This window comes from Litorivivens sp. (assembly GCF_041624475.1).
Taxonomy (GTDB): domain Bacteria; phylum Pseudomonadota; class Gammaproteobacteria; order Pseudomonadales; family Spongiibacteraceae; genus Litorivivens.
In genome coordinates this window covers 22,721-49,087 of the sequence record NZ_JBFJUX010000011.1, presented here as the reverse complement: position 1 = coordinate 49,087, position 26,367 = coordinate 22,721, and the positions used below count along the sequence as shown (strand labels likewise).

Annotated in this window: 25 protein-coding genes; 16 read left to right on the top strand and 9 right to left on the bottom strand. The window is 56.9% G+C overall.

The window, feature by feature from the left end; all coding sequences use genetic code 11:
• The first annotated feature begins 1 nt into the window (after position 1).
• Positions 2-3,160 carry an efflux RND transporter permease subunit gene (locus tag ABY734_RS12110; RefSeq protein WP_372779446.1) on the top strand — a complete coding sequence of 1,053 codons (3,159 nt, stop codon included), beginning with the start codon at positions 2-4 and terminating at the stop codon, positions 3,158-3,160.
• Between the two features lie 34 nt (positions 3,161-3,194).
• Here the strand turns inward: ABY734_RS12110 and ABY734_RS12105 are convergent, their stop codons facing one another.
• Complete coding sequence (locus tag ABY734_RS12105; protein WP_372779445.1) at positions 3,195-3,548, bottom strand: TfoX/Sxy family protein; 354 nt, start codon at positions 3,546-3,548, stop codon at positions 3,195-3,197.
• A 245-nt stretch (positions 3,549-3,793) separates the two neighbouring features.
• Here ABY734_RS12105 and ABY734_RS12100 point away from each other — a divergent pair, with 245 nt between their 5' ends.
• Together ABY734_RS12100 and ABY734_RS12095 are read left to right on the top strand one after the other, a co-directional pair.
• Positions 3,794-4,516, top strand: coding sequence for a glutaminyl-peptide cyclotransferase (locus ABY734_RS12100; protein ID WP_372779443.1), 723 nt, complete (start codon positions 3,794-3,796; stop codon positions 4,514-4,516).
• Positions 4,517-4,596: 80 nt separating this feature from the next.
• Positions 4,597-7,533 carry an insulinase family protein gene (locus ABY734_RS12095; RefSeq protein WP_372779442.1) on the top strand — a complete coding sequence of 979 codons (2,937 nt, stop codon included), beginning with the start codon at positions 4,597-4,599 and terminating at the stop codon, positions 7,531-7,533.
• A 33-nt stretch (positions 7,534-7,566) separates the two neighbouring features.
• Here the strand turns inward: ABY734_RS12095 and ABY734_RS12090 are convergent, their stop codons facing one another.
• Complete coding sequence (locus ABY734_RS12090) at positions 7,567-8,013, bottom strand: Spy/CpxP family protein refolding chaperone (protein WP_372779440.1); 447 nt, start codon at positions 8,011-8,013, stop codon at positions 7,567-7,569.
• 148 nt (positions 8,014-8,161) lie between these two features.
• Between ABY734_RS12090 and ABY734_RS12085 the strand changes: the two genes are divergently transcribed.
• Both ABY734_RS12085 and ABY734_RS12080 read left to right on the top strand, forming a co-directional pair.
• A complete protein-coding gene (locus tag ABY734_RS12085; protein ID WP_372779439.1) occupies positions 8,162-8,857 on the top strand; it encodes a response regulator transcription factor in 696 nt (231 codons plus the stop codon).
• Positions 8,854-10,218: an ATP-binding protein gene (locus ABY734_RS12080; RefSeq protein ID WP_372779438.1), complete on the top strand. Its 1,365-nt coding sequence runs from the start codon at positions 8,854-8,856 to the stop codon at positions 10,216-10,218. The genes ABY734_RS12085 and ABY734_RS12080 overlap by 4 nt, the downstream gene beginning before the upstream one ends.
• A gap of 62 nt (positions 10,219-10,280) precedes the next feature.
• On the opposite strand, the gene ABY734_RS12075 is transcribed toward ABY734_RS12080, so the two are convergent.
• On the bottom strand, positions 10,281-11,864 hold the full coding sequence (locus ABY734_RS12075; RefSeq protein WP_372779436.1) for an AMP-binding protein: 1,584 nt from the start codon (positions 11,862-11,864) through the stop codon (positions 10,281-10,283).
• Between the two features lie 93 nt (positions 11,865-11,957).
• Positions 11,958-12,401 carry a regulatory protein RecX gene (locus ABY734_RS12070; RefSeq protein WP_372779434.1) on the bottom strand — a complete coding sequence of 148 codons (444 nt, stop codon included), beginning with the start codon at positions 12,399-12,401 and terminating at the stop codon, positions 11,958-11,960.
• Positions 12,402-12,560: 159 nt separating this feature from the next.
• Between ABY734_RS12070 and ABY734_RS12065 the strand changes: the two genes are divergently transcribed.
• From ABY734_RS12065 to ABY734_RS12015, 11 genes are read left to right on the top strand one after another with little or no spacing between them, the layout of a single operon-like run.
• Positions 12,561-12,749 carry a Flp family type IVb pilin gene (locus ABY734_RS12065; RefSeq protein WP_372779432.1) on the top strand — a complete coding sequence of 63 codons (189 nt, stop codon included), beginning with the start codon at positions 12,561-12,563 and terminating at the stop codon, positions 12,747-12,749.
• A 31-nt stretch (positions 12,750-12,780) separates the two neighbouring features.
• Positions 12,781-13,272 carry a prepilin peptidase gene (locus ABY734_RS12060; protein WP_372779430.1) on the top strand — a complete coding sequence of 164 codons (492 nt, stop codon included), beginning with the start codon at positions 12,781-12,783 and terminating at the stop codon, positions 13,270-13,272.
• Between the two features lie 8 nt (positions 13,273-13,280).
• Positions 13,281-13,757 (top strand): TadE/TadG family type IV pilus assembly protein, encoded by a 477-nt coding sequence (locus ABY734_RS12055; protein ID WP_372779428.1) that lies wholly within the window; start codon positions 13,281-13,283, stop codon positions 13,755-13,757.
• Positions 13,758-13,785: 28 nt separating this feature from the next.
• A complete protein-coding gene (gene cpaB, locus ABY734_RS12050; protein ID WP_372779426.1) occupies positions 13,786-14,610 on the top strand; it encodes a Flp pilus assembly protein CpaB in 825 nt (274 codons plus the stop codon).
• Complete coding sequence (locus ABY734_RS12045) at positions 14,607-15,923, top strand: type II and III secretion system protein family protein (protein ID WP_372779425.1); 1,317 nt, start codon at positions 14,607-14,609, stop codon at positions 15,921-15,923. Before cpaB ends, ABY734_RS12045 begins: the two co-directional genes overlap by 4 nt.
• A gap of 36 nt (positions 15,924-15,959) precedes the next feature.
• The gene (locus ABY734_RS12040; RefSeq protein ID WP_372779424.1) at positions 15,960-17,198 is read left to right on the top strand and encodes a CpaF family protein; all 1,239 of its coding nucleotides are present in this window, start codon (positions 15,960-15,962) and stop codon (positions 17,196-17,198) included.
• A complete protein-coding gene (locus ABY734_RS12035; protein ID WP_372779423.1) occupies positions 17,195-18,067 on the top strand; it encodes a type II secretion system F family protein in 873 nt (290 codons plus the stop codon). Before ABY734_RS12040 ends, ABY734_RS12035 begins: the two co-directional genes overlap by 4 nt.
• Before the next feature lie 7 nt (positions 18,068-18,074).
• Positions 18,075-19,007, top strand: a complete 933-nt coding sequence (locus ABY734_RS12030; RefSeq protein WP_372779422.1) for a type II secretion system F family protein — start codon at positions 18,075-18,077, stop codon at positions 19,005-19,007.
• 3 nt (positions 19,008-19,010) lie between these two features.
• A complete protein-coding gene (locus ABY734_RS12025; RefSeq protein ID WP_372779421.1) occupies positions 19,011-19,772 on the top strand; it encodes a tetratricopeptide repeat protein in 762 nt (253 codons plus the stop codon).
• Positions 19,769-20,044: a DUF3613 domain-containing protein gene (locus tag ABY734_RS12020; RefSeq protein ID WP_372779420.1), complete on the top strand. Its 276-nt coding sequence runs from the start codon at positions 19,769-19,771 to the stop codon at positions 20,042-20,044. The genes ABY734_RS12025 and ABY734_RS12020 overlap by 4 nt, the downstream gene beginning before the upstream one ends.
• A gap of 5 nt (positions 20,045-20,049) precedes the next feature.
• Complete coding sequence (locus tag ABY734_RS12015; protein ID WP_372779419.1) at positions 20,050-21,843, top strand: pilus assembly protein TadG-related protein; 1,794 nt, start codon at positions 20,050-20,052, stop codon at positions 21,841-21,843.
• Between the two features lie 153 nt (positions 21,844-21,996).
• Here ABY734_RS12015 and ABY734_RS12010 read toward each other — a convergent pair whose 3' ends face one another.
• The 5 genes from ABY734_RS12010 to ABY734_RS11990 form a co-directional block, all read right to left on the bottom strand.
• Positions 21,997-22,479 carry a hypothetical protein gene (locus tag ABY734_RS12010; RefSeq protein WP_372779418.1) on the bottom strand — a complete coding sequence of 161 codons (483 nt, stop codon included), beginning with the start codon at positions 22,477-22,479 and terminating at the stop codon, positions 21,997-21,999.
• Between the two features lie 120 nt (positions 22,480-22,599).
• On the bottom strand, positions 22,600-23,364 hold the full coding sequence (locus ABY734_RS12005) for an SDR family NAD(P)-dependent oxidoreductase (protein WP_372779417.1): 765 nt from the start codon (positions 23,362-23,364) through the stop codon (positions 22,600-22,602).
• Between the two features lie 96 nt (positions 23,365-23,460).
• Positions 23,461-24,450, bottom strand: coding sequence for an LLM class flavin-dependent oxidoreductase (locus ABY734_RS12000; protein ID WP_372779415.1), 990 nt, complete (start codon positions 24,448-24,450; stop codon positions 23,461-23,463).
• The gene (locus tag ABY734_RS11995; RefSeq protein WP_372779413.1) at positions 24,447-25,280 is read right to left on the bottom strand and encodes an enoyl-CoA hydratase/isomerase family protein; all 834 of its coding nucleotides are present in this window, start codon (positions 25,278-25,280) and stop codon (positions 24,447-24,449) included. The genes ABY734_RS12000 and ABY734_RS11995 overlap by 4 nt, the downstream gene beginning before the upstream one ends.
• A gap of 9 nt (positions 25,281-25,289) precedes the next feature.
• Positions 25,290-26,330, bottom strand: coding sequence for an LLM class F420-dependent oxidoreductase (locus ABY734_RS11990; RefSeq protein WP_372779412.1), 1,041 nt, complete (start codon positions 26,328-26,330; stop codon positions 25,290-25,292).
• Positions 26,331-26,367: the final 37 nt, after the last annotated feature.

Here is a 26,367-nt window from a genome sequence, read left to right as displayed (position 1 = left end):
CGTGCATTCCCTGATTCGCTGGTTTGTCTACAACCCGGTTGCCGCCAACCTGATGATGTGGGTGCTGCTGATTGTCGGCGGCCTGACACTGACCTCCACCTACCGGGAAGAGTTTCCCAACCTCGCTACCGATGTGGTTCGCGTCACCGTTCCCTACCTCGGCGCATCCCCGGCCGAAGTGGAAGAATCGGTTTGCGTACGGGTTGAAGAAGCCATCGAAGGCACGCCCAATATCAAAAAGATTCTGACAACGGCCCAGGAAGGCGCCTGCGTCACCCGGGTTGAAATGGAAATCGGCGTCGACAAGGGCAAGGTGGTCGACGATATTAAAAGCCGGGTGGATGGCATTGACTCCTTTCCGACGGACGCGGAAGAACCTCAGGTCAAAGAGGAAGACATCCTCACCCACGTGCTGCACATCATGCTTGCCGGCAAAGCCGACGAGCGCAGCCTGAAAGAACTCGCCTACAAAATTCGCGACGATATCGTGGAGCTGCCGGGTGTCTCCCAAGCACAGGTCACCTACGTTCGCCCCTATGAAATGTCGATTGAGGTGTCCGAGCACACCCTCCGTCGCTATGGGCTGACGCTGGAACAGGTCGCCGCCGCCATCAGAAACAGCTCGCTGGACCTGCCCGGCGGCGCAATCAAAACCGAAAGCGGTGAAGTACTGCTGCGCACCAAGGCCCAGGCCTATAGCCGGCGAGATTTTGAAGAGATCATCGTCCTGACCCGCGAAGACGGCAGTGTCATTACGCTAGGCGATATCGCCAATGTCGTGGATGGATTCATGGACCAGGATCTGCGCGTGCGTTTTGACGGCAACCCGGCGGTCATGATTCAGGTCAAACGCATTGGCAAGGAAGACGTTATCGATCTTGCCGAGCGGGTCAAAACCTATCTGGAGCAGGCCGAAGCGGATCTGCCCGAAGGTATTAGCATGACCCTGTGGAAAGACGAATCCCAGGATCTGGTCGACCGACTGAACCTACTGCGCACCAATGCCGGGTCGGGGCTACTGCTGGTGGTCCTGCTGCTGTCACTGTTTCTCAAACCCAACCTCGCGTTCTGGGTGGCAGTGGGCATTCCTGTGGCGCTGGCAGGCAGCCTGATTATTTTCCCGGTCGCCGATATCGCTATCTCTACCATGTCGATACTCGCCTTTATTCTGGTGTTAGGTATTCTGGTGGACGATGCGGTAGTTGTGGCAGAACGCATCTACGCCCATCAACTCAAAGGGCTTGGCCCCAAAGAGGCGGCTATTGCCGGCACCCAGGAAGTATCCATCCCGGTCATTTTTGGTGTCCTGACCAGCATGGTTGCGTTTATGCCCTTTGTCGTCATTCCGGTCGCAATTGGCGAGTGGTTTGCGGTGCTGGGCATTGTGGTTATTGCCGCACTGTTTTTCAGCATTATTGAATCCCAGCTGATTCTGCCCGTGCACCTCTCCCACCGTATTCTGACCAGCGGCCGCCGCCAGAACCGCGAATCCTGGCTGCCCCGGCAATTGCAGTCACTGGCGGAGAATGTCTACCAGCCTCTATTGGTCATCACCCTGCGCTGGCGCTACCTGGCTCTGGCCTCGGGCCTCGCCCTGCTGATCGCGGCCTTCGGGCTGGTCGCCAGTGGACGTCTGTCCCTGCAATTCATACCCGATGTGGTTGGCGAGCGCCTTTATGCCACGCTGACCATGCCGGCAGGCACCGACCAGACCACCATGCTGACCCGAGTCCAGCAGATAGAGAAGGCCGCCAACCAGCTGCAGCGGGAATTGGATGCCAAGCTGGCCGAGGGTGAACCCAGTCGGGTGAAGCATATTCTGTCTTCCATTGGCGCCCCGCTAATAAAAGGATCTATCGGCGATGGCAGTGCTGTGGGCGGCCACTTCGCAGAGGTGGCACTGGAGACACTCAACCCCGACGACTACGGTCTGGACCCCAACGCCATCGTCGAGCGCTGGCGAGAACTAACGGGTGCCATACCGGGAGCACTGGAGCTGACCTTTACCGCATCGGCCTTTTCTGTGGGCAAAGCGCTGGATCTGCAATTGCGCGGCGAATCGACGGAGGACCTGAAGCAGAGTGCAGCTCTACTCAAGGAAGCACTGGCGGAACTACCCGGTGTGCTGGATATCACCGACACCTTTCGCCCGGGCAAACTGGAAATACAGCTCGACCTGAAACCGGAAGCGCGCACGCTTGGGCTCACTACATCAGCGCTGGCCAATCAGGTGCGGGAAGCCTTCTACGGCCTAGAGGTACAGCGCATTCAGCGCGGTCAGGACGATGTGCGGGTGATGGTCCGTTTTCCGGAAAGCGAACGGCGCTCGCTGGGTGATGTGGAAGATATGATGATCCGCACAGAAACCGGAGCCGAGGTGCCCTTCAACAGCGTCGCTCGGGTATCCACCGGGCGGGGGTACTCGACCATTCAGCGGGTTGATGGCAAACAGGTCGTATCGGTTCAAGCCAATATCGATCGCGACGTCACCACGCCCGAAGCTATCATCAATCACGCCATCAGCGAGATCATGCCGCAGATTACCCAGCGTTATCCTTCGATCGAGTATTCGCTGGCCGGCGAAGCGGAAGAGCGGGCCGGCGCCCTGGCCGGACTGCTGCGCAATATGGTGATCGCTATGTTCGTAATCTACAGTCTGCTGGCTATTCCTTTGAAATCCTACTTCCAGCCCTTTGTGATCATGGGCGTTATACCTTTTGGGATGATCGGTTCGCTGGTCGGACATTACCTGCTGGGACTCGACTTGATTATCTGGTCACTGCTCGGCATCGTGGCCATGGCCGGGGTCGTGGTGAACTCGGGGCTGGTACTGGTCGACTACATCAATCAGCGCCGCAGCGAGGGAATGCCCGTGGAAAAGGCCGCGCTGGAAGCCGGCGTCGTGCGTTTTCGGCCGATTATTCTGACCAGCCTCACCACCTTTGTCGGTCTAATCCCCCTGATTACCAACCACAACCTCGCCATCTTCATGTTTGTTCCACTGGCGGTTTCGCTGGCCTTCGGGGTATTGATTGCATCATTTGTTAACCTGATGATGGTGCCCGCAAGCTACCTGATTCTGGAGGATATTCTGCGCCTGTTCAGTCGCGACAAGGCGCAGGTGAATGACGAGCCGGAAGCCGAAGAACTTACAACCTGAAGCTGACGGGCAGCTACTGGCTTGGTGAACGTGACTAGCTGTTGGCCGCAGTTTTGCCGCGAAATGCGGCGGCCCGGGCCCGATTAACCCACAGCGCCATATCGCGGTCATGCCGGAAGACTTCGGCTGGCGCCAGATAGAAGTCCAGGGTCAGAGATTGATCGTTGTGATCGTAGTGAAATCGCTCCAGGCCGCGTCGTTCAAAATCGCCACGGGTTTTGGCATCGGCCTTCAGAAACAGCCGCTCATTCACAGCAATGGCAAACATCGTATTGTGCTCAAACAAGCCGACGCCGCCAAACATACGTCTCAGTTGCACCCGATCTGCACCGGGAATCAACTGCAATACACGGTCGGTAAAACTGACCTGGTTCAAGCTGTGCAGCATTTAATACCCCCTAAAACGTGCCACCGCTTTTACCGCTCATCAAACCCCATACGCCCCCCCCTCACAAGGAAGGACGTCTCAACCTTTGTGTTAACAGCTCGACATTCTGCCAGTCGTCGCTCCAGCTTCAGGATGGAGTGGCTCTGCGCTAGACTGGACTGTCACTTTACACCGCAAATGGAGACAGTTTTCTGAGAACTCTCTTACAGCGAACCACTCTGCTATGGAGTCTGCTGCTCAGCAGCATGCTGGCAACTGCTGCAGACTTTGAACTGATCGACAGCTATCCGCACTACAGCCGAGGCTTTACTCAGGGGCTGGTGCTGCACAACAAACAGCTCTATGAAAGCAGCGGCGGTTACGGCAAATCCTTTCTGATCTACGGCGATCTGCGCGGTGGACACCGCCAGCTGGCCTTGCCTGGCAACTATTTCGCCGAAGGTATGACCGTGTTCGGCGACAGGCTCTATGTCTTGACCTGGAAACAAGGGACTGCGCTGGTGTTTGACCCGCTGACCCTGGCCTTTCAGAAACGCCACCTCTACCCCGGCGAGGGCTGGGGGCTGACCCACAATGGCCGCGAATTGATTATGAGCGACGGCAGCGCCGAGCTGCGCTTCATCAATCCATCCGACTTCTCCGAACGCCGGCGTGTTGCAGTTCACTATCAAAACAAGCCCATGAAGTTCCTCAATGAACTGGAGTGGCACAATGGCCTGGTACTGGCCAATCAATGGCAGACCAACTGCATCCTGGTCATCGACGAGGCGAGCGGCGAAGTGCTCAAGATTCTAGACATGACCGGGCTTTACCCCCCGGCCATACGAGCCCCACACACCGACGTACTCAACGGCATTGCCTACGACAAAGACAGCGACAGCTGGCTGGTGACCGGCAAATACTGGCCGCGCATTTACCGGGTTCGTCTCGCGCTGCCCTCGCCATCCACCGTTCGCCAGCCGCCCTGATTTCCGCTAAGCTTGGCCCCTTGTTTTTATTCCTCCCAGCGGCTACCAACCCGCATTTTTAACAGGAGTTTTTCCGCTTTATGCCACAACCTGCGCACCCGGCTTTTACCCTCCAGCGCCAGCAGACCATCAACGCCCTGAACCTGACCGTTGAGGAATACCGCCACCAGCGCACCGGCGCCATTCACTACCATCTGGCCGCCGACCACCCCGAGAACGTGTTTATGGTCGCGCTGCGCACAGTACCGGAGGATTCAACGGGGGTTGCCCATATACTGGAGCACACCGCTCTGTGCGGCAGTCGCCGCTTCCCGGTTCGCGACCCGTTTTTCATGATGATTCGGCGCTCGCTGAATACCTTTATGAATGCGCTGACCAGCTCCGACTGGACCGCCTACCCCTTTGCCAGCCAGAACCGCAAAGACTTCCAGAATCTGATCGAGGTTTACCTCGACGCCGTGTTTTTCTCCCGGCTGGATCCCCTCGATTTCGCCCAGGAAGGTCATCGCCTGGAATTTACCGAACCGGACAACCCCGACAGTGAGCTCCAGTTCAAGGGTGTGGTGTTCAATGAAATGAAAGGCGCCATGAGTTCGGTGCCCAGCCAGCTGTGGCAGGCCCTGTGTCACCACCTTTTCCCCTCCGTCACCTATCACTACAACAGCGGCGGCGAACCGGAAAACATCCCCGACCTCACTTACGAGCAGCTCAAGGCCTTTTACGAGACCCACTATCATCCCAGTAACGCCATCTTTATGACCTTTGGCGACATTCCAGCCGCCGAGCACCAGCACAATTTTGAAAATCTGGCGCTGAAGGAATTCGAGGCTCTGCCCGAGGAAATCCATGTTCCCGACGAGCAGCGCTACAGCACACCGCAGCGGGTCAAAGAGCTTTACCCCTTCACGGAACAGGACGCCAGCGAAAAAGACAAACGCCATCACCTCGTGGTTGGCTGGCTGCTGGGGCATTCTACAGATCTGGAAGCGGCGCTCGAAGCCCAACTGTTGAACAATGTGCTGCTCGACAACAGCGCGTCGCCCCTTTTGCACGCGCTGGAAACCAGCAAGCTAGGCACAGCGCCCTCGCCCCTGTGTGGACTGGAAGACTCCTTGAAGGAGATGGTCTTCGTTTGCGGTCTGGAAGGCTGCCACGCCGATAGCGTCGCTGAGGTTGAAGCACTGATTCTGACTACACTGGAAGGCGTAGCGACAGACGGCGTGCCGGTCGAGCAACTGGAAGCCATGCTCAACCAGCTGGAACTGCATCAACGTGAAATCTCCGGCGACAGCTACCCCTACGGCCTGCAATTACTGCTCAATGCACTGGGCAGCGCCACTCATCGCGGTGACCCTATTGCCTTGCTCGATATGGAACCGGCCATTGCCGCCATCCGGGAAAAAATCAACGACCCGGATTACATCAAACGGCTCACCCGTGAACTTCTGCTCGACAACCCGCACCGGGTCACCCTGCATATGGCGCCCGACACCGAGTTGCCCCTTAAACGTCAGGAAGCCGAGAGAGCCCGCCTGGCGGCAATCAAGAACAGCCTCAGCGACAGCGAGCGCGCCGCCATTATTGAACAGGCCGCCGAGCTGGAGGCCCGCCAGCGAGCGGAGGAAGACGAATCCATTCTGCCCAAGGTTGGACTGGATGATATTTCGGACGGTTTGCCCGATATTCCTCACGACGACACGACCTGTGCCCAGCTGCCTGCCACCTGGTACAGCCGCGGCACCAACGGGCTGGTGTATCAGCAGCTGATCACCGCGCTGCCCCCCTTGCCCGATGACCTTCTGCCCCTGCTGAACAATTACCACACAGCCCTGACCGAAGTGGGCGTGGGCGATGAAAGTTATCTGGAGACTCAGGCACGCCAGGCCGCCGTGTGCGGCTCAATCGCGGCCTTCAACAGCTACCGGGCAGCGGCTGATAATGAACAGCACTTTATGGGCTACAGCATACTCAGCAGCAAGGCATTGCAGCGCTTCCACCGCCAGCAGAGCGAGCTGATGTTTGAAACCCAGCAGAGTGCCCGCTTTGACGAGCACGCACGCCTGGGCGAATTGCTGGCACAGCAGCGCGCCCATGCCGAGAACAGCATTACCGGCAATGGCCATATGTTTGCCATGCATGCCGCTTCCAGCGCTATGAGCCCGGTGGCCGCGCTTTCCCACCGACTCTCGGGCCTGGCGGGTATTCAGGCACTGAAGCAACGCCACGATACGGCGCAGAGTGAAGACGGCATCCAAGCCCACGCACAGCAGCTCAAACGCCTTCACGAACTGTTTCAGCAAGCCGACAAACAACTGCTGTGCATTGGTGAAGAAGAGCTCAAGGACGAACTACTCGCCAGTAACAGCGAAGTCTGGGCCGACGTGGCGCGTGGAGAAAATGCTGTCCTGCAGCTCCCCAGTCTGCGCGAGAGTGTGCGACAGGTCTGGATCACCTCGGCCGAGGTCAACTTCTGCGCCAAGGCCTATGCCACAGTGCCACTCACCCATCCCGATGCGGCCCCATTGACGGTACTGGGTGGCTTCCTGCGCAACGGCTATCTGCATCGTGCCATTCGCGAACAGGGCGGCGCCTATGGCGGCGGCGCCTCACAGGATTCCAATATCGCGGCCTTCCGCTTCTACTCTTATCGCGACCCGCGAACACTGGGTACGCTGGATGATTTTGATCAGGCCCTGCACTGGTTGCAGTCCAACTCTCACTCCGAAGAACAGTTAGAGCAGGCCATACTCGGCGTCATCAGCAGTCTGGATAAGCCGGGATCACCGGCGGGGGAAGCCAAACGCGATTTCCAGAATCGCCTGTTTGGTCGTAGCAAGGAAATGCGCGATGCCCTGCGCGAAGCGATTATTCGCGTCACGCTGGACGATCTGCGCCGGGTCGCCGACACCTACCTGAAACCGGAACAGGCCAGCATTGCGGTACTGACCGGTCAGGCCCGTTACAAACAAGACCAGAGTCGCTACGACGAACTGCAAATGTCCGTCAACAAAGTGTGACCAGGAAAATGCGGTGCAATGCACCGCCGCACCTCAATTGGCGTCCCGGTGATGCTTCATGCGCTCGCGCAGCTCCGCTTTCCGCGCCTGTTTTGCCTGCTGTAATTGCTCCCGCTGCTCCGGTGTAAGCACTGCGGCAATGGCCGCACGGGTTTGCAGGCGGTGTCGGAATTTTTCTGCGGCGTTGCGGCCAACCGCCTCACTCAGCTCATTGATTTCCGCTTCCGTCACAGATGCCATATCCAGCGCGTGCATGCGCTTGAACAGATCCCGCTGAGACTTTCGCAGCGCCTTTCTGTCTTTTTTTGCTGTATTTAAAATGTCATCCACTGAGGCCTGCTGGGCCCCGTCCAGATTCAGGGTCTGCAGCTGCTCCCGAAAATGGTCCCCACCGCGGCCCTCATGGTGGTAGGGTTTGGCCAGAGCAAGCAGCGTCGTGCTACCCAGCAGAACAATTGCAAACCATTTCAATGCTTTCATCGTCGTTACTCCACACGTTAAGAACAGCCTCAGATTAGCGCCATGCGCTGTAAAATACTGTCGGGCTACTGTAAATTTTCTGTAAAAGCGGTTCCCCAACGCCGCCAGCCGCAACACAATACAAACGTCTCAACACCGGATATCCACCATGCCCACGCTGCTGCTGGCAGATGACGATGAAGCCCTGTGCCAATTGCTGAGCGAATACCTCGAGCTGGATGGCTACACCTGTGACTGTGTTCACCGGGGCGACGCCGTAGCCGCGCAGCTGCAGAACAAGCACTATGATCTTCTGATCCTCGATATTATGCTGCCGGGGCTGCAGGGCCTGGATGTGCTCAAGCAGCTGCGTCAGGCTGGAACCAATCTGCCGATCATCATGCTTACCGCTCGCGGCGACGATATGGATCGTATTCTCGGTTTGGAACTGGGCGCCGACGACTACCTGCCAAAACCCTGTAACCCACGTGAACTGTCAGCGCGAATACGCGCCGTGCTGCGGCGCGGAAGTGCCCGGCCCGGCGAAGAGCAGACGCCACAGAGGTTCGGCCCGTTTTCGCTGGATACAAAACGACGACGCCTGAGCTGTAGGAACGATGACATTAAACTCACTGCTCGCGAATTTGATTTGTTATGTGCGTTGTTGGAAAAGCCCAACGAAGTGCTCAGCAAGGAGGCACTCAGTGAGCGTGTCCTGCAGCGACCGCTTGAGCCCTTTGATCGCAGCCTCGACATGCATGTAAGCCATCTGCGAAAAAAACTGGTCGACTACAGTCAGGAGGAATACATCACTACCATCCGCGGTATTGGCTACTGTCTGAATACCCAAGGCGACAATGAATGAACCGCCTTTTTCTACGCATTTTTATAGCCTTCTGGCTTACCACCCTGATAACCCTGGTGGCCGGCCAGCAACTCAGCCACCTGCTGCAGCGCGAAGGCCCGCGAGTCAATCAGGTACGGGAACAACACGAGGCTGCGCGCCAATTTTTGCATCGCGCCGCCCGCCGCTATCGCTGGGATGATCCTGTCGAATGGCTGCGATGGCTCGACCGGAAAGACCAACCCTTTGATTGGATGCTGCGGCGTCTGGATGGCGCGGACCTGTCACACGGACTCAGCTGGAGCCCCGAGCTCGAAACCAAGATCAATTCGCGGCCGCTGCGCAATTTTCGCAAGCCCATCCCGCTGAACGACGGCGTGCTGATTATTCGGCCCCTGGTAAGCAAAAATGGTTTGGACGGTTACCTGGTAGCCAAAGTCAAACACCCTCACCCACTGGTTGTGGAGTGGCTCTATGAACATTTGTGGCTGCGCCTGTTGCTCGCACTGCTGGCGACTGGTGCCGTCAGCTACTGGATGGTTCGTCGCTATACACTGCCCATACGACAGCTGCGCGAAGCAACGCAGGTGCTGGCGGGCGGTGACCTCAGCCTGCGCTTAAGCGATACCGAAGGTAAGGATGATCTGAGCGCGCTGCGCCGGGATTTTAACGAAATGGCCGCGCGACTGGACGAGGCGCGGCAGCGGCAGCGCAGCTTGATTCACGACATATCCCACGAGTTGCGCACACCGCTGGCGCGTATACAAGCGGCGCTGGCCCTCGCTGAGCGCCGTGAGGGCAGTGCCGAAGAGCTCAGTCATATTCGTCGCGAATGCGATGCGCTAAATGCTCTCATTGCTCAATTACTTGACGAACCCGCACAGTCGGAAGCGCTTAACGACACCATTGCATTGCAGCCTTTTCTGCAGCGACTGGTCGAACAGAATCAACTGGAGGCCGAGAGTCGTCAGTTAAAGCTGCGGCTAGTTGACAATGCGCCCCGGGAAATCTGGCTGCAGGTTGCCGCTGGCGCCCTTCACAGCGCCATCGAAAATGTCTTGCGTAACGCCATTCGTCACAGTCCCAAAGGCGAGACCATCGAAATAGTCTCGGGCGAACTGAGTAATGGCGACCTACAACTGGAAATTCGCGACCGGGGGCCCGGTGTACCCGAGGAGGCCCTCGACAAACTGTTTCAGCCTTTTTTTCGGCTGGACGACTCTCGCTCTCGCAACAGCGGCGGCTTCGGACTAGGCCTTGCCATCTGCCGCCGCATTGTCGAGAGCCACGGTGGCAGAGTCAGCGCTCACAACTGCAAGCCCGGGCTGGCAGTAAAGCTGAGGCTGCCTGCCACACTGAAGGTCACTCCCCCCTCCGAATAAAACCTTGCCACTGAAACAACACCAGTGCGAAGCAGTTAGCGCCGCGGTCAGACGAACATACTTTAGATCTTGCGCTCGCCCCAGTAGCGATCACGCAATGCCTTGCGATAGACCTTGCCGGCTTCACTGCGGGGAATTTCGTCCAGATACTCTACGCTGCGAGGTACTTTCTGACTCGACAGATGCTCTGAACAGAAGGTCTGTAATTCTTTCGCCAGCGCCGCATCACCGGTCGCACCCGGCACCAATTGGACCAGCGCCTTGACCTCTTCACCCCACTCCTCATTCGGTACGCCGACACAGGCGACATCGGCCACCGCCGGGTGTTTGGCCAGTACATCATCGATTTCCTGAGGATAGATATTCACCCCACCACTGATAATGGTTTCAGCACTGCGCCCGGTGAGAAACAGGTAGCCATCCGTATCCAGATAACCGATATCACCGGCCGTGTAGTAGCCGTCACGCTGGGCTGAGGCGGTTTTCTCCGGCGCTTTGAAATATTCAAACTTACTGTCAGGCGGATTGATCATCCAGATCTGCCCTTCCTCTCCGGCCTCGACTGGCTTGCCGGATTCGTCGAGTATGCGCACCTGATCCGGGCCCGGCTTTCCAACAGTACCCGGTTTGGCCAGCCACTCCTGGGGGCTTACAAAGGTACCGGGGCCTTCGGTGCCCGCAAACAGTTCCCAGATAATCGGGCCAAACCAGTCCAGCATCTGCTGTTTGACACTGGGAGGGCACGGTGCGGCGCCGTGAATCACAAAACGTAAAGACGAAATATCATAGGCCTTGCGCACAGACTCCGGCAGCTGCAGCAAACGATTGAACATAGTGGGCACAAAAAAACTGTGGGTAACGCGGTGCTCGGCAATCAACTTGAGCGTCTGCTCCGGCTCCCACTTATCCATCAGCACAATGCCAATGCCTGCCGACAAGGGCGTCAGCATGCACAGATTAAAAGGGCCCGCGTGGTACAGCGGCCCGGTCGCCAGACTGCAATCCGTGCCGCTCTCCGGCTGATACTGGAACACGGCAGTGATCAATTGCTGCATTTCCGCCGCTTTGGCCGGATCGGCCTGCTTGCGCAACACCCCTTTTGGTCGACCAGTGGTGCCGGAGGTGTACTGCATGACACTGCCGCGCGCGGGTTCATCGATATCCTCGCCCGAGAAATCAGCTATAGCACTCTCCAGGGCATCAAACCCACTGATCACCCCGCCAATAGACAGCTGCATCACCAGACGGCTGCTCAGCTTGGCGGCCGCCGTGGCCGCCTCACTGATTCGGATATCGGCAAACAGGGCCCGCGCTTCGCAATCATCGACGATATAAGCTATTTCTTCGGGCTTGAGATGCCAGTTCACGGGGGTCAAACGCAGCCCCAGGCGATGACTTGCCATGACCACCTCGACAAACTCCGGGCGGTTGCCGCAAACCAGCGCGATCGGATCACCCGCCTTCAGCCCCGCCTCGCGCAGACAGCGGGCAATCTGGTTGGCCCGTTGGTTCAGGGTCTGAAAATCGCGGTTTCCATGCTCAGAACAAATGGCTCGACGCGTGGGCGCCAATCTGGCAATGGCAGAAATTTCCATGCCCTGGGGAGCAGCCGCACAGGCTTGCTGAAACGTATCACTGGCAGACACATGGCCTCCTAAATCGAGTTCAGTCGTTATTGTGGCGGTGAATTCTACCGGGATTGGAAAAACTGTGTCTTACCAACTGGTTAATCGCCCCACCTAGTCGAGCAATTCGCGAATCTGATCGCCGGTGAAGCCCCGATAAAGAAGAAAGCGGGTGCGACGGGCCTTTTCCTTGAGGTCGGCAGCAGGTGCATCACCGTATTTGCGCTCAAGTACGTATGCCAATGTGGCAAACCAATCCACCTCGGCGCCCTCCATTGCGGCCGCTGCCAGCTCATCGCCGATACCGCGCTGGCGCAGCTCCTGACGAATGCGTAGCGGGCCATAGCCGCGCTGGCTGCGCTGACGAACAAAGGCCTCGGCAAAGCGGCTGTCGCTCTGCAGACCATCTGCAGCAAGGGCTTGCAGGGTTTCTTCTACCTGCGACGGGGGAAAACGACGCTCCAGTTTGGTGCGCAATTCGCGCTGGCTGTGCTCCCGTCTGGCAAGCAAATCCATCGCCGCCACCCGCACCTCGATCAATCCGGTTTTATCCCGCATGTTTCTCTGCTTTATCAAAATGTTAACCCGTCGGCCAACATTCTAACGACCCCCTCGGTAAGTACTTATTTCTCAATTCATCCTTGGGCGTGACAATCATACCCAAGAAGTCACAACCCTGTCCGACTTCGTCGACTGAACTCTTAGGAGAATTTAAAGATGTACTCCAACCTTAAGTCCAAAATCATTCGATTCGCAAGTAATGAAGAAGGTGCCAGTGCTATTGAGTACGGGCTGATTGCCGGCCTGATCGGTGCACTGATTATTGTCGCAGTCACCGGCATCGGTGGCAGCGTATCGACCTACTTTACTTCGATCTGTAACGCGCTGGGCGGTACCTGCGCCTAACGGGCAGACACCGCTAGCGGAGTAGGCCGGCATGGATGTCAGTGCTGTCACGGACGTAGCCCTGCTCGTTGTCGCAGTCTGCATGGCAGTCATTGCCTGGCAGGACTGGACACAACGCCGAATAGCCAACTGGGCAGTACTGGTGCTTTTCGGCTGCGCGGCCCTGCGCTGGAGCCTGACCGCTCCAAGCGCATCAGAGTTGATGTTTAACGTGATTATCGCACTGGTGATTTCCGTGCCAGGACTAATGAAAGCGGCATTGGGTGCCGGCGATGTCAAACTGCTGTTTGCGCTTGCGCCGCTCTGGACAACAGACACCTATTTCCAGGCATTCAGCTTTGGTCTGGTGATCTTGCTCACCCTATGTCTGGCGGCTGATCTGTTCAGAAGTCGAATGAGACCGGCCATGTGCGGCAGCAATACTACAGTCGATCGTCGCGACCAATCCATGTACCAGTTGCGTGAACGAGGCATCCCTCTGGGAACCGCCCTGTCACTCGGCTGGCTCACTACCCTACTGTGAGGACAACGATGTCCACGCGCAATAGAAAAGGTAACAGCAAAAAGCAATGGGGCGCCTCAGCGATTGAGTTTTCACTCGTGCTGCCGGTCTTTTTGGCCTTAATGTACGCCGTGGTGAGTTACTCCACTGTCTTTCTCTTGATACAAAGTTTTACCTACGCCTCGGAAGACGCGCTGCGCGCTGCAGTTGCAGTGGATTGCGATGGCCTGACAACCCAGCAATGTATCGACAACCGAATCACTCCGGCAGTTCGCGCACAGGTAGTCACATCCCTCGACTGGTTACCCCCTTCGGTGAAAAACATTGTTCTCGGCAGCGCGGGTGAAGAAGTCGTGGTCAATTGCGCGAGCGACACCTGTACCGTCGAAGTACGCTACGACAATTACGCCACCAATCCGCTGATTCCCGCAGTAACCCTGCCGGCCATTGGCACGATACCGCGTGTACCACAGCATTTAATCGGACGGGCAAGCCTGCGGGTCTAAGCAGGCAAGATTGCACAAGGAAGCGACCATGCAGCCAAAAACACTCAAGATACTCGCCTTCGGCCTGATCGGTTTCTCGGTGATTCTCGCCATTATCGGGCTTCGCCTGAGCTCTCAGCCGAAAGTAAACTCGGTAGCACTGGCGCCGGAATCTGCCTATAAGGTCGTGGTCACCAAGCGCGCCATTGCGCCTAACACAGTTTTGACCGCCGATGATGTGCAGAGCATCCCCTACCCGCTCAGTGCAGGCGGTACGTTCAGCGAGACCTCCGCGGTGGTCGGCAAGGAAATCTACGTCGCCCTGCCCCAGGGTGAAGTTTTGCGCCAACAGCACTTCGAAGTCTCCAGCGTCCTGGCCGAACAGGTAAACCCGGGCTTTCGCGCTCTGGCGGTTGCCGTTGACGAAACCATCGGTACCGGTGGCTATCTGATGCCCGGCGACAAAGTCGACGTGCTGTTTGCTACCCGAGCCAATCGCGAGTCCGGCAACGCCAGTATTTCCCGGCGCATACTCACAGACATCAAGGTGCTGGCCTTCGGCAATGTCCTGCAGGGCTCTACCCCTAAAGGCGAAGAGGCATCCGGCAAACGCAGCCGCACTGCCGTGCTGGAAGTCCCGGAAGCCGATATCAGCAAGCTGTTACTGGCAGAAACTGCTGGCTCACTGCGACTGGCTGCCGTCGGTGAGCGCGAACTTGAACAGATAAAACTTGAAGCAACGCCAACGGAACGAGCCGAGATTAAAGCGGATATGGGTGATGTTATCGGCAAGCCGAAGCAGGTCTACAAACCCCGGCCGAAGGTCTATGTCTACCATGGCGACAGCGTTGAAACAGTGAGGACTTCCCCATGAAAAAAGTGAAAATGATTTTGCTTGGACTGGGCCTGCTGTTTTCCGCGTCAGTCTTTGCCCTCGACAATACCGATTTGAAAATGATCAGCGGCGAGCAGTATCAGATGCGCGCACCGGAGGCCATTGTGCGCACCGCCGTGGGTAATCCCGACGTGCTCAGTGTCAAAGTCATCAACAGTCGCGAAATTCTGTTGACCGCCAAAGGCGATGGTAAAACTTCGCTTATGGTCTGGAAGAAAGGTTATCGCAACCCACTGCGCTACAAGGTCGATGTGACGCCGGAGATTGGAAAGCTGGCTCCATCGACTAGCGTACAGGCCATCCAGGGCGGCATTATGGTAAGCGGTGCGGTCGCCTCGCTGGCGGAGCATGACAAGGCAGTGGCCGCAGCTGGTAAAAGTGCCGTCGACAGTACGCACTCGACCGGGCCGATACAGGTGCAGACCGATATTCGCATTGTCGAAATCAGCCGTAACGAACTGAAGACAGTCGGCTCCCTGCTGGCCAAAAACACCTTGAATACAACCGCCGCCATCGGCTCTCCCGGCAGCTTCGGCGGTGTTGAAGGCGGCAGCGGCGGCTTCAACCTGCTGACCAGCACAGGATTTCTGCCAAACGCCGATGGATACTCGCTACTCATCGGCAAAGCGCAGCGCGGACTGCTCGGCGTCATCAGCGCCCTGCAAAACAACGGTTATGCCTACACCCTGGCCGAGCCCTCGCTGGTGGCCTTGTCCGGCCACACCGCAAGCTTTCTGGCGGGTGGTGAATTCCCCTACCCGGCCAGCAATGACAATGGTGATGTAGAAATTGAATATCGCGAGTTTGGTGTGCGCCTCAAGCTCACCCCTACCGTACTCGACGACAAGAACATCATGTTGAAAGTTGCACCGGAAGTCAGTGAACTGGATTTCGTCAGCGGCATTCAAACCGGTGGCGTTGCGGTGCCGTCGCTGCGCGTGCGCCGCACTGACACCGCAGTGCAACTGGCCTCAGGCGAAAGTTTTATTATCAGTGGACTGATCAGTACCCGCACCGCGAACAGTGCCGACAAATTCCCCGGTCTTGGCGACATTCCCATTCTCGGCGCCTTCTTCCGCTCGACCCGTTTTGAACGCGAAGACAAGGAGTTGATCATGATTGTTACGCCGCATCTGGTGCGGCCGCTGGCCGCTCAGGCCCGGCTGCCTGAATTGCCCGGCGAGATCTACCGCCGCCATCAACCGAGCTTTGGCGACATCCTGTTTGGTGACCCGCAACCGGAATACAGCGGTAAAACCTGGAGCTCTCCAGGCGTTGGCTTCTCGGATTGAAGGCCACAACGGAACCGTGGATGACAGGAGATGACTGTGTCCGAACTCAGTAACGATGACCTGATCAATATCAGCGACGAGTATGAGCGCTTAAAGGCCGCACTGCACCGCTTTGTTATAGAGCGTATTGAAGACGAAGAAGCCTTTTACGATGGCGACACCAACCGTCTTGCACGCTCTATTTCCGGCTATATCAGTCAGTACTGTCGCATATACGAAACGCCCATTCCCGAGGAAGAGCAGGCCGCGCTGGAAAAGGAGCTGTTTGATGAGATCGCAGGCTACGGCCCGCTACAAAGCCTGCTGGAAGATCCGGACGTCAACGACATTCTGATCAACGGCCCCACGTCGATCTTTATCGAGCGCAATGGCGTGCTGGAGAAAACCCGACTGCGCTTTCTCGATGATCGCCATGTACTGCGGGTTATCCGTCGCATGATTTCTCCGCTGGGGCGGCGCATCGATGAATCCAGCCCACTGGTCGACGGCCGCCTGCCCGACGGCAGCCGGATCAACGCCATTGTGCCGCCGCTGTCACTGGAAGGCCCCTGTCTGTCGATTCGAAAATTTCGCCAGAAGGCCCTGACCGAAGAGGACCTGATCAATAGTGGTTCAATAAACACAGAGGCCATGGAGTTTCTGAAACAGGCCGTCCACGCAAGAGCCAACATACTGGTGAGCGGCGCCACCGGCGCCGGTAAAACCACCATGCTCAACGCACTTAGTCAGTATATTTTTGATGGTCAGCGGGTTGTCACCATCGAAGATGCGGCCGAACTGCAACTGCAGCACAGTCACGTTGTCAGGCTCGAAACCCGACCGCCCAACAATGAAGGCATCGGCAGAGTCTCTGCTCGCGAACTTTTGCGCAACGCTTTGCGAATGCGACCTGACCGAATCATCGTTGGTGAAAGTCGCGGCGGCGAAGTTCTTGATATGTTGCAGGCAATGAATACCGGTCACAGCGGCTCGATGAGCACCGTCCACGCCAACTCGGCGGAGGATGCTATCACGCGCCTGGAAATGATGATTGGCCTGTCTGACTTCAAGGGCTCGGATAGCCTGTGCCAGAAAATGATTGGCAGTGCGCTGGATTATATTGTCCACGTGGGCAGATTAGACGACGGCCAACGCGTCGTGAAAGAAATCGTTAAGGTCAGTGGAAAACTGGCTGAGTTAAACCCCATATTCCAGTTTAATGAGCATACCAGAGCACTTGAACGGGTTGATCAAAATGGCACGGCTCAAGCCCGTGTGCAGGAAGGGCTGGCGTGATTTGGGTTCTGGTCAGCATATTAATCGCCGGCGCTGGCGCCGTGCTATTGCTGGCAGGCAAGAATGAGTCACGTCCGACTTCCGTTAAAAAAGAAGAGGACTTCGACCCTCTGGCTGCCAGAAAGGCCTCCTGGACGCCGGAAATTCTGATTCGCTACCTGAACCGTCTAGGCTTGAACCTTAAACCTTCTGTCGTTATGACCTTGTTGGTGGCGGAGCTGGTATTGGCTGTGATGCTTTGGCTTGCCCTGGAGTTTTCGGTAGCACTGCTGGCCGCCGGCGGTTTACTGCTGATTACCCACTTGGCTCTTCAGGCGCTGGGCGCAAGACAAAAACAACGCTTACTGCAAACGCTGCCCTCGTTTCTCAATCAGGTTTCACGCCGCCTGTCCGCCGGTGTGTCGGTAGAACACGCCTTCACCGACTCCATGGAAAATATCGATGGCCCTCTTGAACTGGCCATGCGGCGAGTAATGCAACGGGTAGGCCTTGGCCTGGAACTTCATCAGGCCTTTGAACGCGAAGCACGCACCAGCGGTCTGAAAGAATTGCTGATCATTTCAACGGCTTTGCATATCAACGAGCAGTTTGGCGGCAGTATTCGCGCGATTCTGGATGACATTGTGCACATACTGCGAATGGAAGATCTGGGCAAACGGGAATTGAAAGCGCAAACCGGTGAAACCCGGATAACCGCGCTGGTTTTAACCGTACTCCCACTTGCCATGATCACGCTACTGACCACCATGAACCCGGATTTCATCCTGCAGATGTGGCATGACAGTCTGGGCAAGAATTTGCTGATGATCGCGGCGGCGCTGCAAGTGCTCGGCGCCGTAACCCTGTGGCGTATGGTCCGGGCCATTTGACGAGGCAATGATGGAAGCTTATCACCTGCTGTTTCTCGCCTGTATCGTGCTGTTGTTAGCGGCGCCGGCCCTGCTGGTTCTGGCGCGCTTTGAAGCTCAGCCACGCACCGCACCACAAGCCCCGCATAAAAAGACTACCGTGGTGGATGTACGCGCGAAACGCGAGCAGCGAAAAAACGCTTTGCGCGGGTATAAACTGGAGCCCTGGCGCCAACTGCGCAATCGCTACAAAGCCATCAACGAAATAGCCCAACTGTTTCGGCAGTGCGGTGTAAGTTCAGCCGCAGATCAAATGCGTTATCTGGTTTACGCCATAGCCGCTGCAGTAGCTTTCAGCCTGCTGCTGGGCATCGCCATGGCAGTGGGCCGCTACAACGCGGTGGAATCTTTTGCTTACGCCATTATAGCCCTGATTGTCGCCCTACTGATGATGAAGCGGGGCCTGCAGACACGGGCAGAAAAGCGCCAGAAATGTCTGGAGGAAGAGGCGTTGATGCTGATCCAAACCACCCGAATGCTCTGGCGCGTAGGTCTGTCACTGCCGAAAACCCTCGGTATTCTCTGTGACGAGCTGCGACACCTGACACCCAGCACCGCGACCGAACTGAAAATAGCCGTGAAACGTATCGATGCCGGTCAGGCGCAGGACGAAGCGTTGCAGGAACTGTGCAACAACACCACCGCCGAGGGCTTTCGCGAGTATCTGATTATTCTGCGACAGGAATCCAGTACCGGTGGCGGTGTCGATAAATCACTGCAGGAACTCTATGAAGTACTGCAGAGTCGTCGCAAAACCAATCTGCAGGAAAAGGTCAGCAAAACCTCGGCGAATATGTCGGTGGTTATGATGCTGATGATGTTCCCGGCACTGATCATTGTCATTGGCGGTCCCGGTTTTATCGCTATTTCGCGTGCACTTGGATCACTCAACGGGGGTTAAACCATGCGTATCCAACTGGCAATACTGCTCACCAGCGCGCTGCTTAGCGCCTGCAGCAGCCAGCCGAAACTGAGCAAGGTGCCGGTCGACAGCGGCCAGCAATGCTATCAGGAAGCCAGCCGCGAGATGAGTGTGCGACTTGATCTTATCCGGCAGCTGGTCTCTGAAGGACAATATTTCTCGGCCATCGCCCATCTTGAGAGAGAGCCCTTTGCCTCTGACGGAGCCAGCTTTCTGATGGCTGAATCGCTGCGCAAAAGTGGCCAGCCCGAGGCCGCCCTGGCCGAGTATCACAAACTCAAGGATGGCTGTCTTCACGCCCTTGGCTATCTCGGTGCGGGCAAGATCTACGCGGTCAATGGCAAACTCCACGAGGCGCTGGAGGAGTTGAAAGTTGCTCGCGACCTGTTACCGACAGATGCCAACATACGCAACGACTACGGTTTTGCCCTGCTGGCCAGCGGCCAGTTCAAGCGCGCCCAGCAGGAGTTTCTGACGGCCATACAGCTGCACAATGAACACCGCATCGCCATTAAGAACCTCGTCTTGGCGCTGATTCTTGACCAGGACACAAAGACTGCCTGGGCGGTTGCAGAACACCACCGTATGACGCCTGAAGCCTTCCAGGATCTGATGGTTCGCGCCGCGCAATTCAAAAAAGTCTCGCTTAGCCCACAAAAAGACGCGGTTGCCAGGGTCCCGGTTCAAATTCCGGATTCCGGCCTGGAGCAACCCATCCTTATTCGCACAGGAGAAACACTGTGAAAACGCTTGTTATCGCCGCCTCATTCGTACTGCTGACAAGCCTTCCTGGTTATGCCGAGGAAGCAAAAGCAGATTCAACCCAGGCCCTGCTCAAGGGCCAGCAGGCCACGCCGACAGCCCAGCTGCTGGAGTTACAGCGCTCCGGGAAAATTGCGTCTCGTAACGAGCAACAGCTGCCGGGCAAGGCCCAGAGCAAAATCTATGAGCGCTATATCAACAGTTTCGGGCACCCCATTGCCGAGACCTATATCAACGAAAGCTTTTCCGAGTAAAGCGTATGCGTGACGCCAGTCCTGTTCGCATAAGTCAGCAGTACGGCGCCATCGTTATCAGTACCGCCGTACTGATGGGCGCCATATTGATTTTCGTCGCACTGGCTGTCGACACCGGCAGGCTTTACTACGAAAAACGTATGTTGCAGCAACAGGCCGATCTGGCAGCCATTCAGGCAGCACAACTCTATTGCAGCGGCTTTGAAAGCGCAGACACGGTGGCAGCCGGCATCCGCGACACTCTGGTCGACCACGGTTTTAACCCCGACGCTACAGAAAATTCGCTCTCGGTGAACCTCGGTACGCTGGCGGTCAACAACAACCGACGAGAATTCACCAGCAGTGCCGAGTTTCAATCGGTACAGGTCGTTCTGTCGCGCACGGTAGCATCGTCATTGTTTGCCGGCAGTGTCTTCAACAACATTACCCTCACCGCGACCGGTGTTGCCGAGCGCGACCTGATCGCCACCCTCTCCGCCGGCAATGCATTGCTCTCCGTCGACAGCGATCAATCCACTGTGTTGAATTCGGTTTTAGGTGGACTGTTGGGCAGTTCGATCAACCTTTCCGCCGCCAGCTATCAAGGGCTCATTGATGGCGCCATTACCTTTGGCGAGCTAACCGCTGAATTGACCAGCGCCGGCCTGCTGTCAGCAGGCGCCGGGCTGGACGACCTGAGTAATCTCAATTTGAGTTTGAGCGAACTGCTAAGCGCACTGAGTAACGCGATTACCCTCAGCGGCGGCAGCAGCGCTGCCATTAACGATATTTTGAATGCTGCCATTGCAGCCGGCAGCTCCGCCGAAACAATCGATCTGGGCAATATTCTGCAAGTCGACGACGACTATGTGGGAAACGATCAATCAGACGACAGTGAAGTAACGCCTCTGCAGCTAATCACCGCATCGCTGATGGATATCAATTTAGGGGATACTATTAGCGTCAATATAACGACCCCTACCAGCTCTCTACCCATCATTCAGGACCTTTTCGGCAGCACCCTGAATCAGACCGTTGAGCTCACGATCAACAGCGTACCCACCATAGCCGTGGGGCGCTTTGGCTACGACTCCCTTGGCCTGCCTCGAACCAGCGCACGGACCGCGGCACTGGACCTGGCCACCAGCGTGAATCTCAATTTCGGCCCCGGCAGCAGTGGCGCCCTGAACGCCCTGCTCGGTACGCTGCTAACGGTGAACGGCAATATAACGGTTGCCACATCAACCGCCGAGAATGAAGCCTGGCTCGATCAGATAAGTCAGTGTCCACGCCTGCTATCCCGCCAATTCGACTTTACCGTGGGCACCTCACCCGGGGCAGTCAGTGCGGAAATACGCGGCGCTAACCCCGGCGACCCAGCCAATCTGTCCGTTGACCTGACCCTCGGTGGTCTGGGCCTCGTTGAAACCGATCTGGACGTCGCCGGCACCTTGCCGATCGCCAATGGCAGCGACAGCACCATTGCGTTCAGTATGGATCTTTCGCAGCCCGATGCCCTCCCCAGTGAAGAGGGTTCAGCAAGCACCACAATCTCCGGCGCTGTCAGCAATGGCATCAGCACAGCAGGCAGTTCGTTGGTCAGCAATATTTCAGCGAGGTTGCTGGGCCTGCCCATCACGCTGTCGACCGGCGACCAAGCCACCCTGACCAACAATCTGCTCACTGCACTGGCACCTATCCTTGGCGGTGTCGCAGAGCTGGCCCTTGATCCAGTACTGGAGGCCCTCGGTCTGGCCGTGGGTGAAGTGAGGGTTCAGATTCTCGATGTTGAGGAAGGTCGCAGCGAGTTGATGCTGTAATCCGTCTCATGCAGCATCGCTTGCATATGGATGACAGTCGGGACGTATCCTGAGCACTGTCGCAGCACACCTCCGCCGCACACAGGGCCCCACTGGCGATTAACCGCTCAAGAACATCTGTGGCAATCGCCAAATGTACGGTTTCCTCCGCCATCAGTTGATACTCGCCCCAAGCCTGTCAGATCGCCCTGGCTCGCCAGATACCCCCGTGGCTAAGCCTTGTCCTGAATACCCGCTCAGGGCCAATGCGCTATGGCTGTCCCAGGCAGGTAATCGATCAGCCAAAAGTGGTGTACGCAATTGTTCGCGATAGTGAAGCTCGCTGATCGAATCCAGGAATTGTCGCCGCAATGAGAGATGCCCGCACCGTGCCAGTGCCGAGGCCAGGGCTAGCCCTGAAGCCAGAAGCCGTTCCATATGGCGCTGCCCATCAAGCTCTCCGTGCGCGGTATAGCGCTCTATCAACAGCAGCGAAAGGTCTAGGGCACAGCCAAAATACTGAATACCTACCTCAAAGTTGGACGCTGAACAGCAAACCTCGCCCTTGCGCATCCAGCTCGCCCAGATTGGCGCGGTCGCCTCCAGCCGCTCATTAAGCAGTGATCGATGCTTGCTACAAAGAAATTGCCAAGACATGATTGCCCCTCGCATTAAATGATAATGGTTATCATTTGCGATAAAGAATGCGATGTCAAGGGTGCTGGATAGTAATCAAGATTCCAATAGTGGCCCCGTGTCACCTGTCACTTACTATCCCTAGAGTACGCAGTAGCCTCCGTCGGACAGAAGGGTTGAGCCGGTCGTATACTTCGACATATCACTGAGCAGATACAGCACGGGGCCGACTACTTCGTCGGTCTCGGCGATGCGCTTTTGTAGGCTGGCGGCCTTGGCGCCTTCTTCAAAGCCGGGAATCACTGCGGCGCTATTGTCAAACAGGTCAGAGTGATAGCTACCGAGGGCCAGCGCGTTAACGCGAATATTGTCCCCTGCCCATTCCGCCGCCATGACCTTGGTCATGGCGTTCAACCCAGCCTTTAATGACGCATAAAAGCCCTGATAGGCCGGCGGCTTCAAGCCCGATACAGAAATCACATTGATTACGTTCCCGCCACCTTGCTTGGCCATATGGGGCGCAGCTCGCGAAGCCAGATACCAGGGCCCCATTAAATCCACCTCAAACATTTTCTGAAACAGCGAGGATTCCAGATCGGACAAGCCACCAACTGCAGGATTAATGCCGGCATTGTTGATAACAATATCAATTGCGCCAAAGTGCTCAAGAGTTTGGTTTATCAAGTTGTCGAGGCTTTCCGTCTGACCCGCATGAGCACTCACTGCAAATGCTTCGCCACCATCCTGCACTATCTGCGCACACACCGCTTCGCAGTTTTCCATTTTGCGGCTGGCAACGACAACCTTGACACCTTCCTTTGCCAGCCCCAGAGACATCGCACGGCCAAGACCGCGACTGCCACCCGTGACAATCGCCACCTTTCCTACTAACTCGCTGAAATTCATAATCACCTCTCACTTTTCTGCCCGAATACGCCCGACTTTATGTTCAGGGCGCCGCGCCAAAGAAGAAAAACTTACCGTCTTATTATTCAACAGCACTCAAAGAGACTGCATCACCTCTGCCGCCAATTCGAACGAGCGTAAACGTGCCTGAAGATCGTATACCTGACCGGAAAAAATAATCTCATCGACACCCGTATCGTCGATAAACGTGCTCAGCTTTTGCGCTACGGTGTCGCGATCGCCGACCGCCGAGCAGGCCATGATCTGTGACAGCATCATTTGATCTCGCGCATTCAAGGAGTGCTGCAAATCAGCACTGGGGGGCTGCAACTTGCCGGGTTTGCCCATTGTCAGATTGACAAAGGCGCGCCGCATCGAGCTAGCAAGAAATTCAGCCTCATCGTTGCTGTCTGCCGCAATGACATTAAAACCCGCCAGAACGTATGGCACATCAAGCCATTTCGACGGAGAAAAACGCTGGCGATACAACTGAATAGCCTCGCTCAGCTGGGCCGGCGCAAAATGCGAGGCGAAACCAAAGGGCAATCCCAGCGCGGCCGCCAACTGCGCGCCAAACAGACTGGAACCGAGAATCCACACCGGCACCTTACTGCCTGCGCCGGGCGTAGCAACAACCGTTTGCCCCGGCTCGGGGTCGTCGAGAAATTGAATCAATTCCACCACATCACGGGGAAACTGATTTACATCACCGTCCAGATTGCGGCGCAGTGCATTCACCGTAAGCTGATCGGTGCCGGGCGCCCGGCCCAGCCCCAGATCGATGCGCCCGGGATACAGCGCCTCAAGTGTGCCGAATTGCTCGGCAATGACCAGCGGCGCATGGTTGGGCAGCATAATGCCCCCAGCGCCAACCCGGATCGACTTTGTCGCTGCGGCCACATGGCCGATAACCAGTGAAGTAGCCGCACTGGCGATGCCGGTGAAGTTGTGATGTTCCGCCAACCAGAACCGACTGTAACCCCACTGTTCTGCGTTCTGAGCCAGCGCGACCGAATTGGCGAGAGATTCGGCGACAGAACCACCCTCACGAACAGAGCAGACATCGAGCATGGCGTAGCGTGTCATGTAGCGTCCTTATCAGAAGAGTTTGTTTCGGAGCCGCCGGCTGTCGAGGCTTTGATCGATGCCGAAAGCGACTCCGCGCTCATACTGCCACCCATCAATACCTGCATATGCGGGCCCGCCTGCAAGTCGCCGGCAATACGCAGCATGGAGCGGGTGCCCCGCGCCTCCATCGCCGCGTGCACATAGCGCTTGTTGACCGCGACCACCTGCGGCGGCGCGCTGGCAATTCGACGAGCGACAGCCAGCACCTCGTCGTCGAGATTTTGTGCCGGAAACACTTGATTCAACAACCCTGCATGAACCGCTTCTTCACCACAAAATTCGCGGCCGGCAATGTGCAGTTCCATCGCGTGGCGAGGCGACATAAACGCGGGAAACCAAGCGAAATCCGGCAACCCGGCGAACTGTAAGACCGGGTGTGACAGGCGCGCATCCTCCGCGGCATAGATCAAATCACAGGCACCGGCCAGCTCCAGTCCACCGGCCATAGCGTAGCCGTGAATCTGTGCGATAACCGGTTTAGCCAGATCCCACAGTCCCATCCACCCCTCGGTCACGTGGCGCGCCCACTGCATACCCACATTGGCGGTAAAGTAAGGCTGCTCTGCGGCGAGGTCACTTTTCAGGTCATAGCCCGACGAAAAACACTTACCGGCGCCCCGAATAATGCTCACCCGCACACTGTCATCGCCATCGGCGGACTGCAGCGCCGCAATAAGCTCAGCGCGCAGGGCGTTGCTGATGGCATTGCGCTTTTCAGGCCTGTTAAGCGTAAGCCGGAGCACACCCTCTTCGGGGCGATCAATAATCAACTCATTACTTTCGGTCATCTTTGCGCCTCAATTCTGCTGTTTGTTCAATGAAGCAATCAATTCCAATGCTGCAAGTGAGGACGTGTGCAAGGTCAGCCCGGTTGCGCCGCAATTCAGCCAACGTTCGAAACGTTCGGCTATGCGCTTTTCATCGCCGAACAGGCCACCCTCATCAATATACTCATCCGGCACTGCCGCTATCGCCTCATCGCGCCGCCCCTCTGTGAATAGTGTCAGGATCCTTTCCGCTGCTTCAGGGTAGCCGCGCCGGATCATCTGATCGCGATGAAAGTTGTTTTTCGCGTTTCCCATACCACCAATATAAAGCGCCGCCTGAGGCTTGCGCGCGTCGATAGCTGCCTGCACATCGTCAGTGATTTCGACCTGCACTTGCCCTTGAATCTCAAAATCAGCCAAAGATTTTCCACCACCAGCCCGTCGAAAGCCCTCGTCAAGCCAGGGGCGGTAAACATCCATCATGCCCGGACAGAAGCCCATGGGAATCCAGCCGTCTGCAATTTCCGCGGTGAGCGTCACCATACTCTGGCTGCCGGTGCCCAACCAGATTGGTATATCGGGATTCATTTTCGCAATGGGTTTCAGAGGCTTGCCCTGCCCGGTGCTCTCATCTTCAGGCAGTGGTAATGACAGGGCTTTCCCCTGATAGCTGACAGGGCCCTCGCGACGAAAAACCTGCCGCATAATGGCAACCGTGTCCTTCATACGATCATAGGGTTGGGCCCAGCTCTGGCCATGCCAGCCTTCGACAACCTGAGGCCCGGACAAGCCCAGGCCTGCGATTACCCGGCCCTCCCCGGCCAGTTGCTCCAGTGTGCCAAATTGCATGGCCGTCATCGTCGGCGCTCGCGCAGATACCTGCGCAATCCCCGTAGCAAGCCGTATCCGCGAGGTATGGGCAGCGATATAGGCTAAAGGGGTAATCGCATCGGTGCCGTAGGCTTCCGCCGTCCAAACCGAGTCAAAGCCCAGCGCTTCTGCTCGTTGAACCAAGCTGAGGGGAATAGTGATTTTTGACGCCGCGTAGTCGATAAAAAGCCCGAGCTTCATGTCTGCCCCTGTATTTATTGTCACCGGGACAGCATGG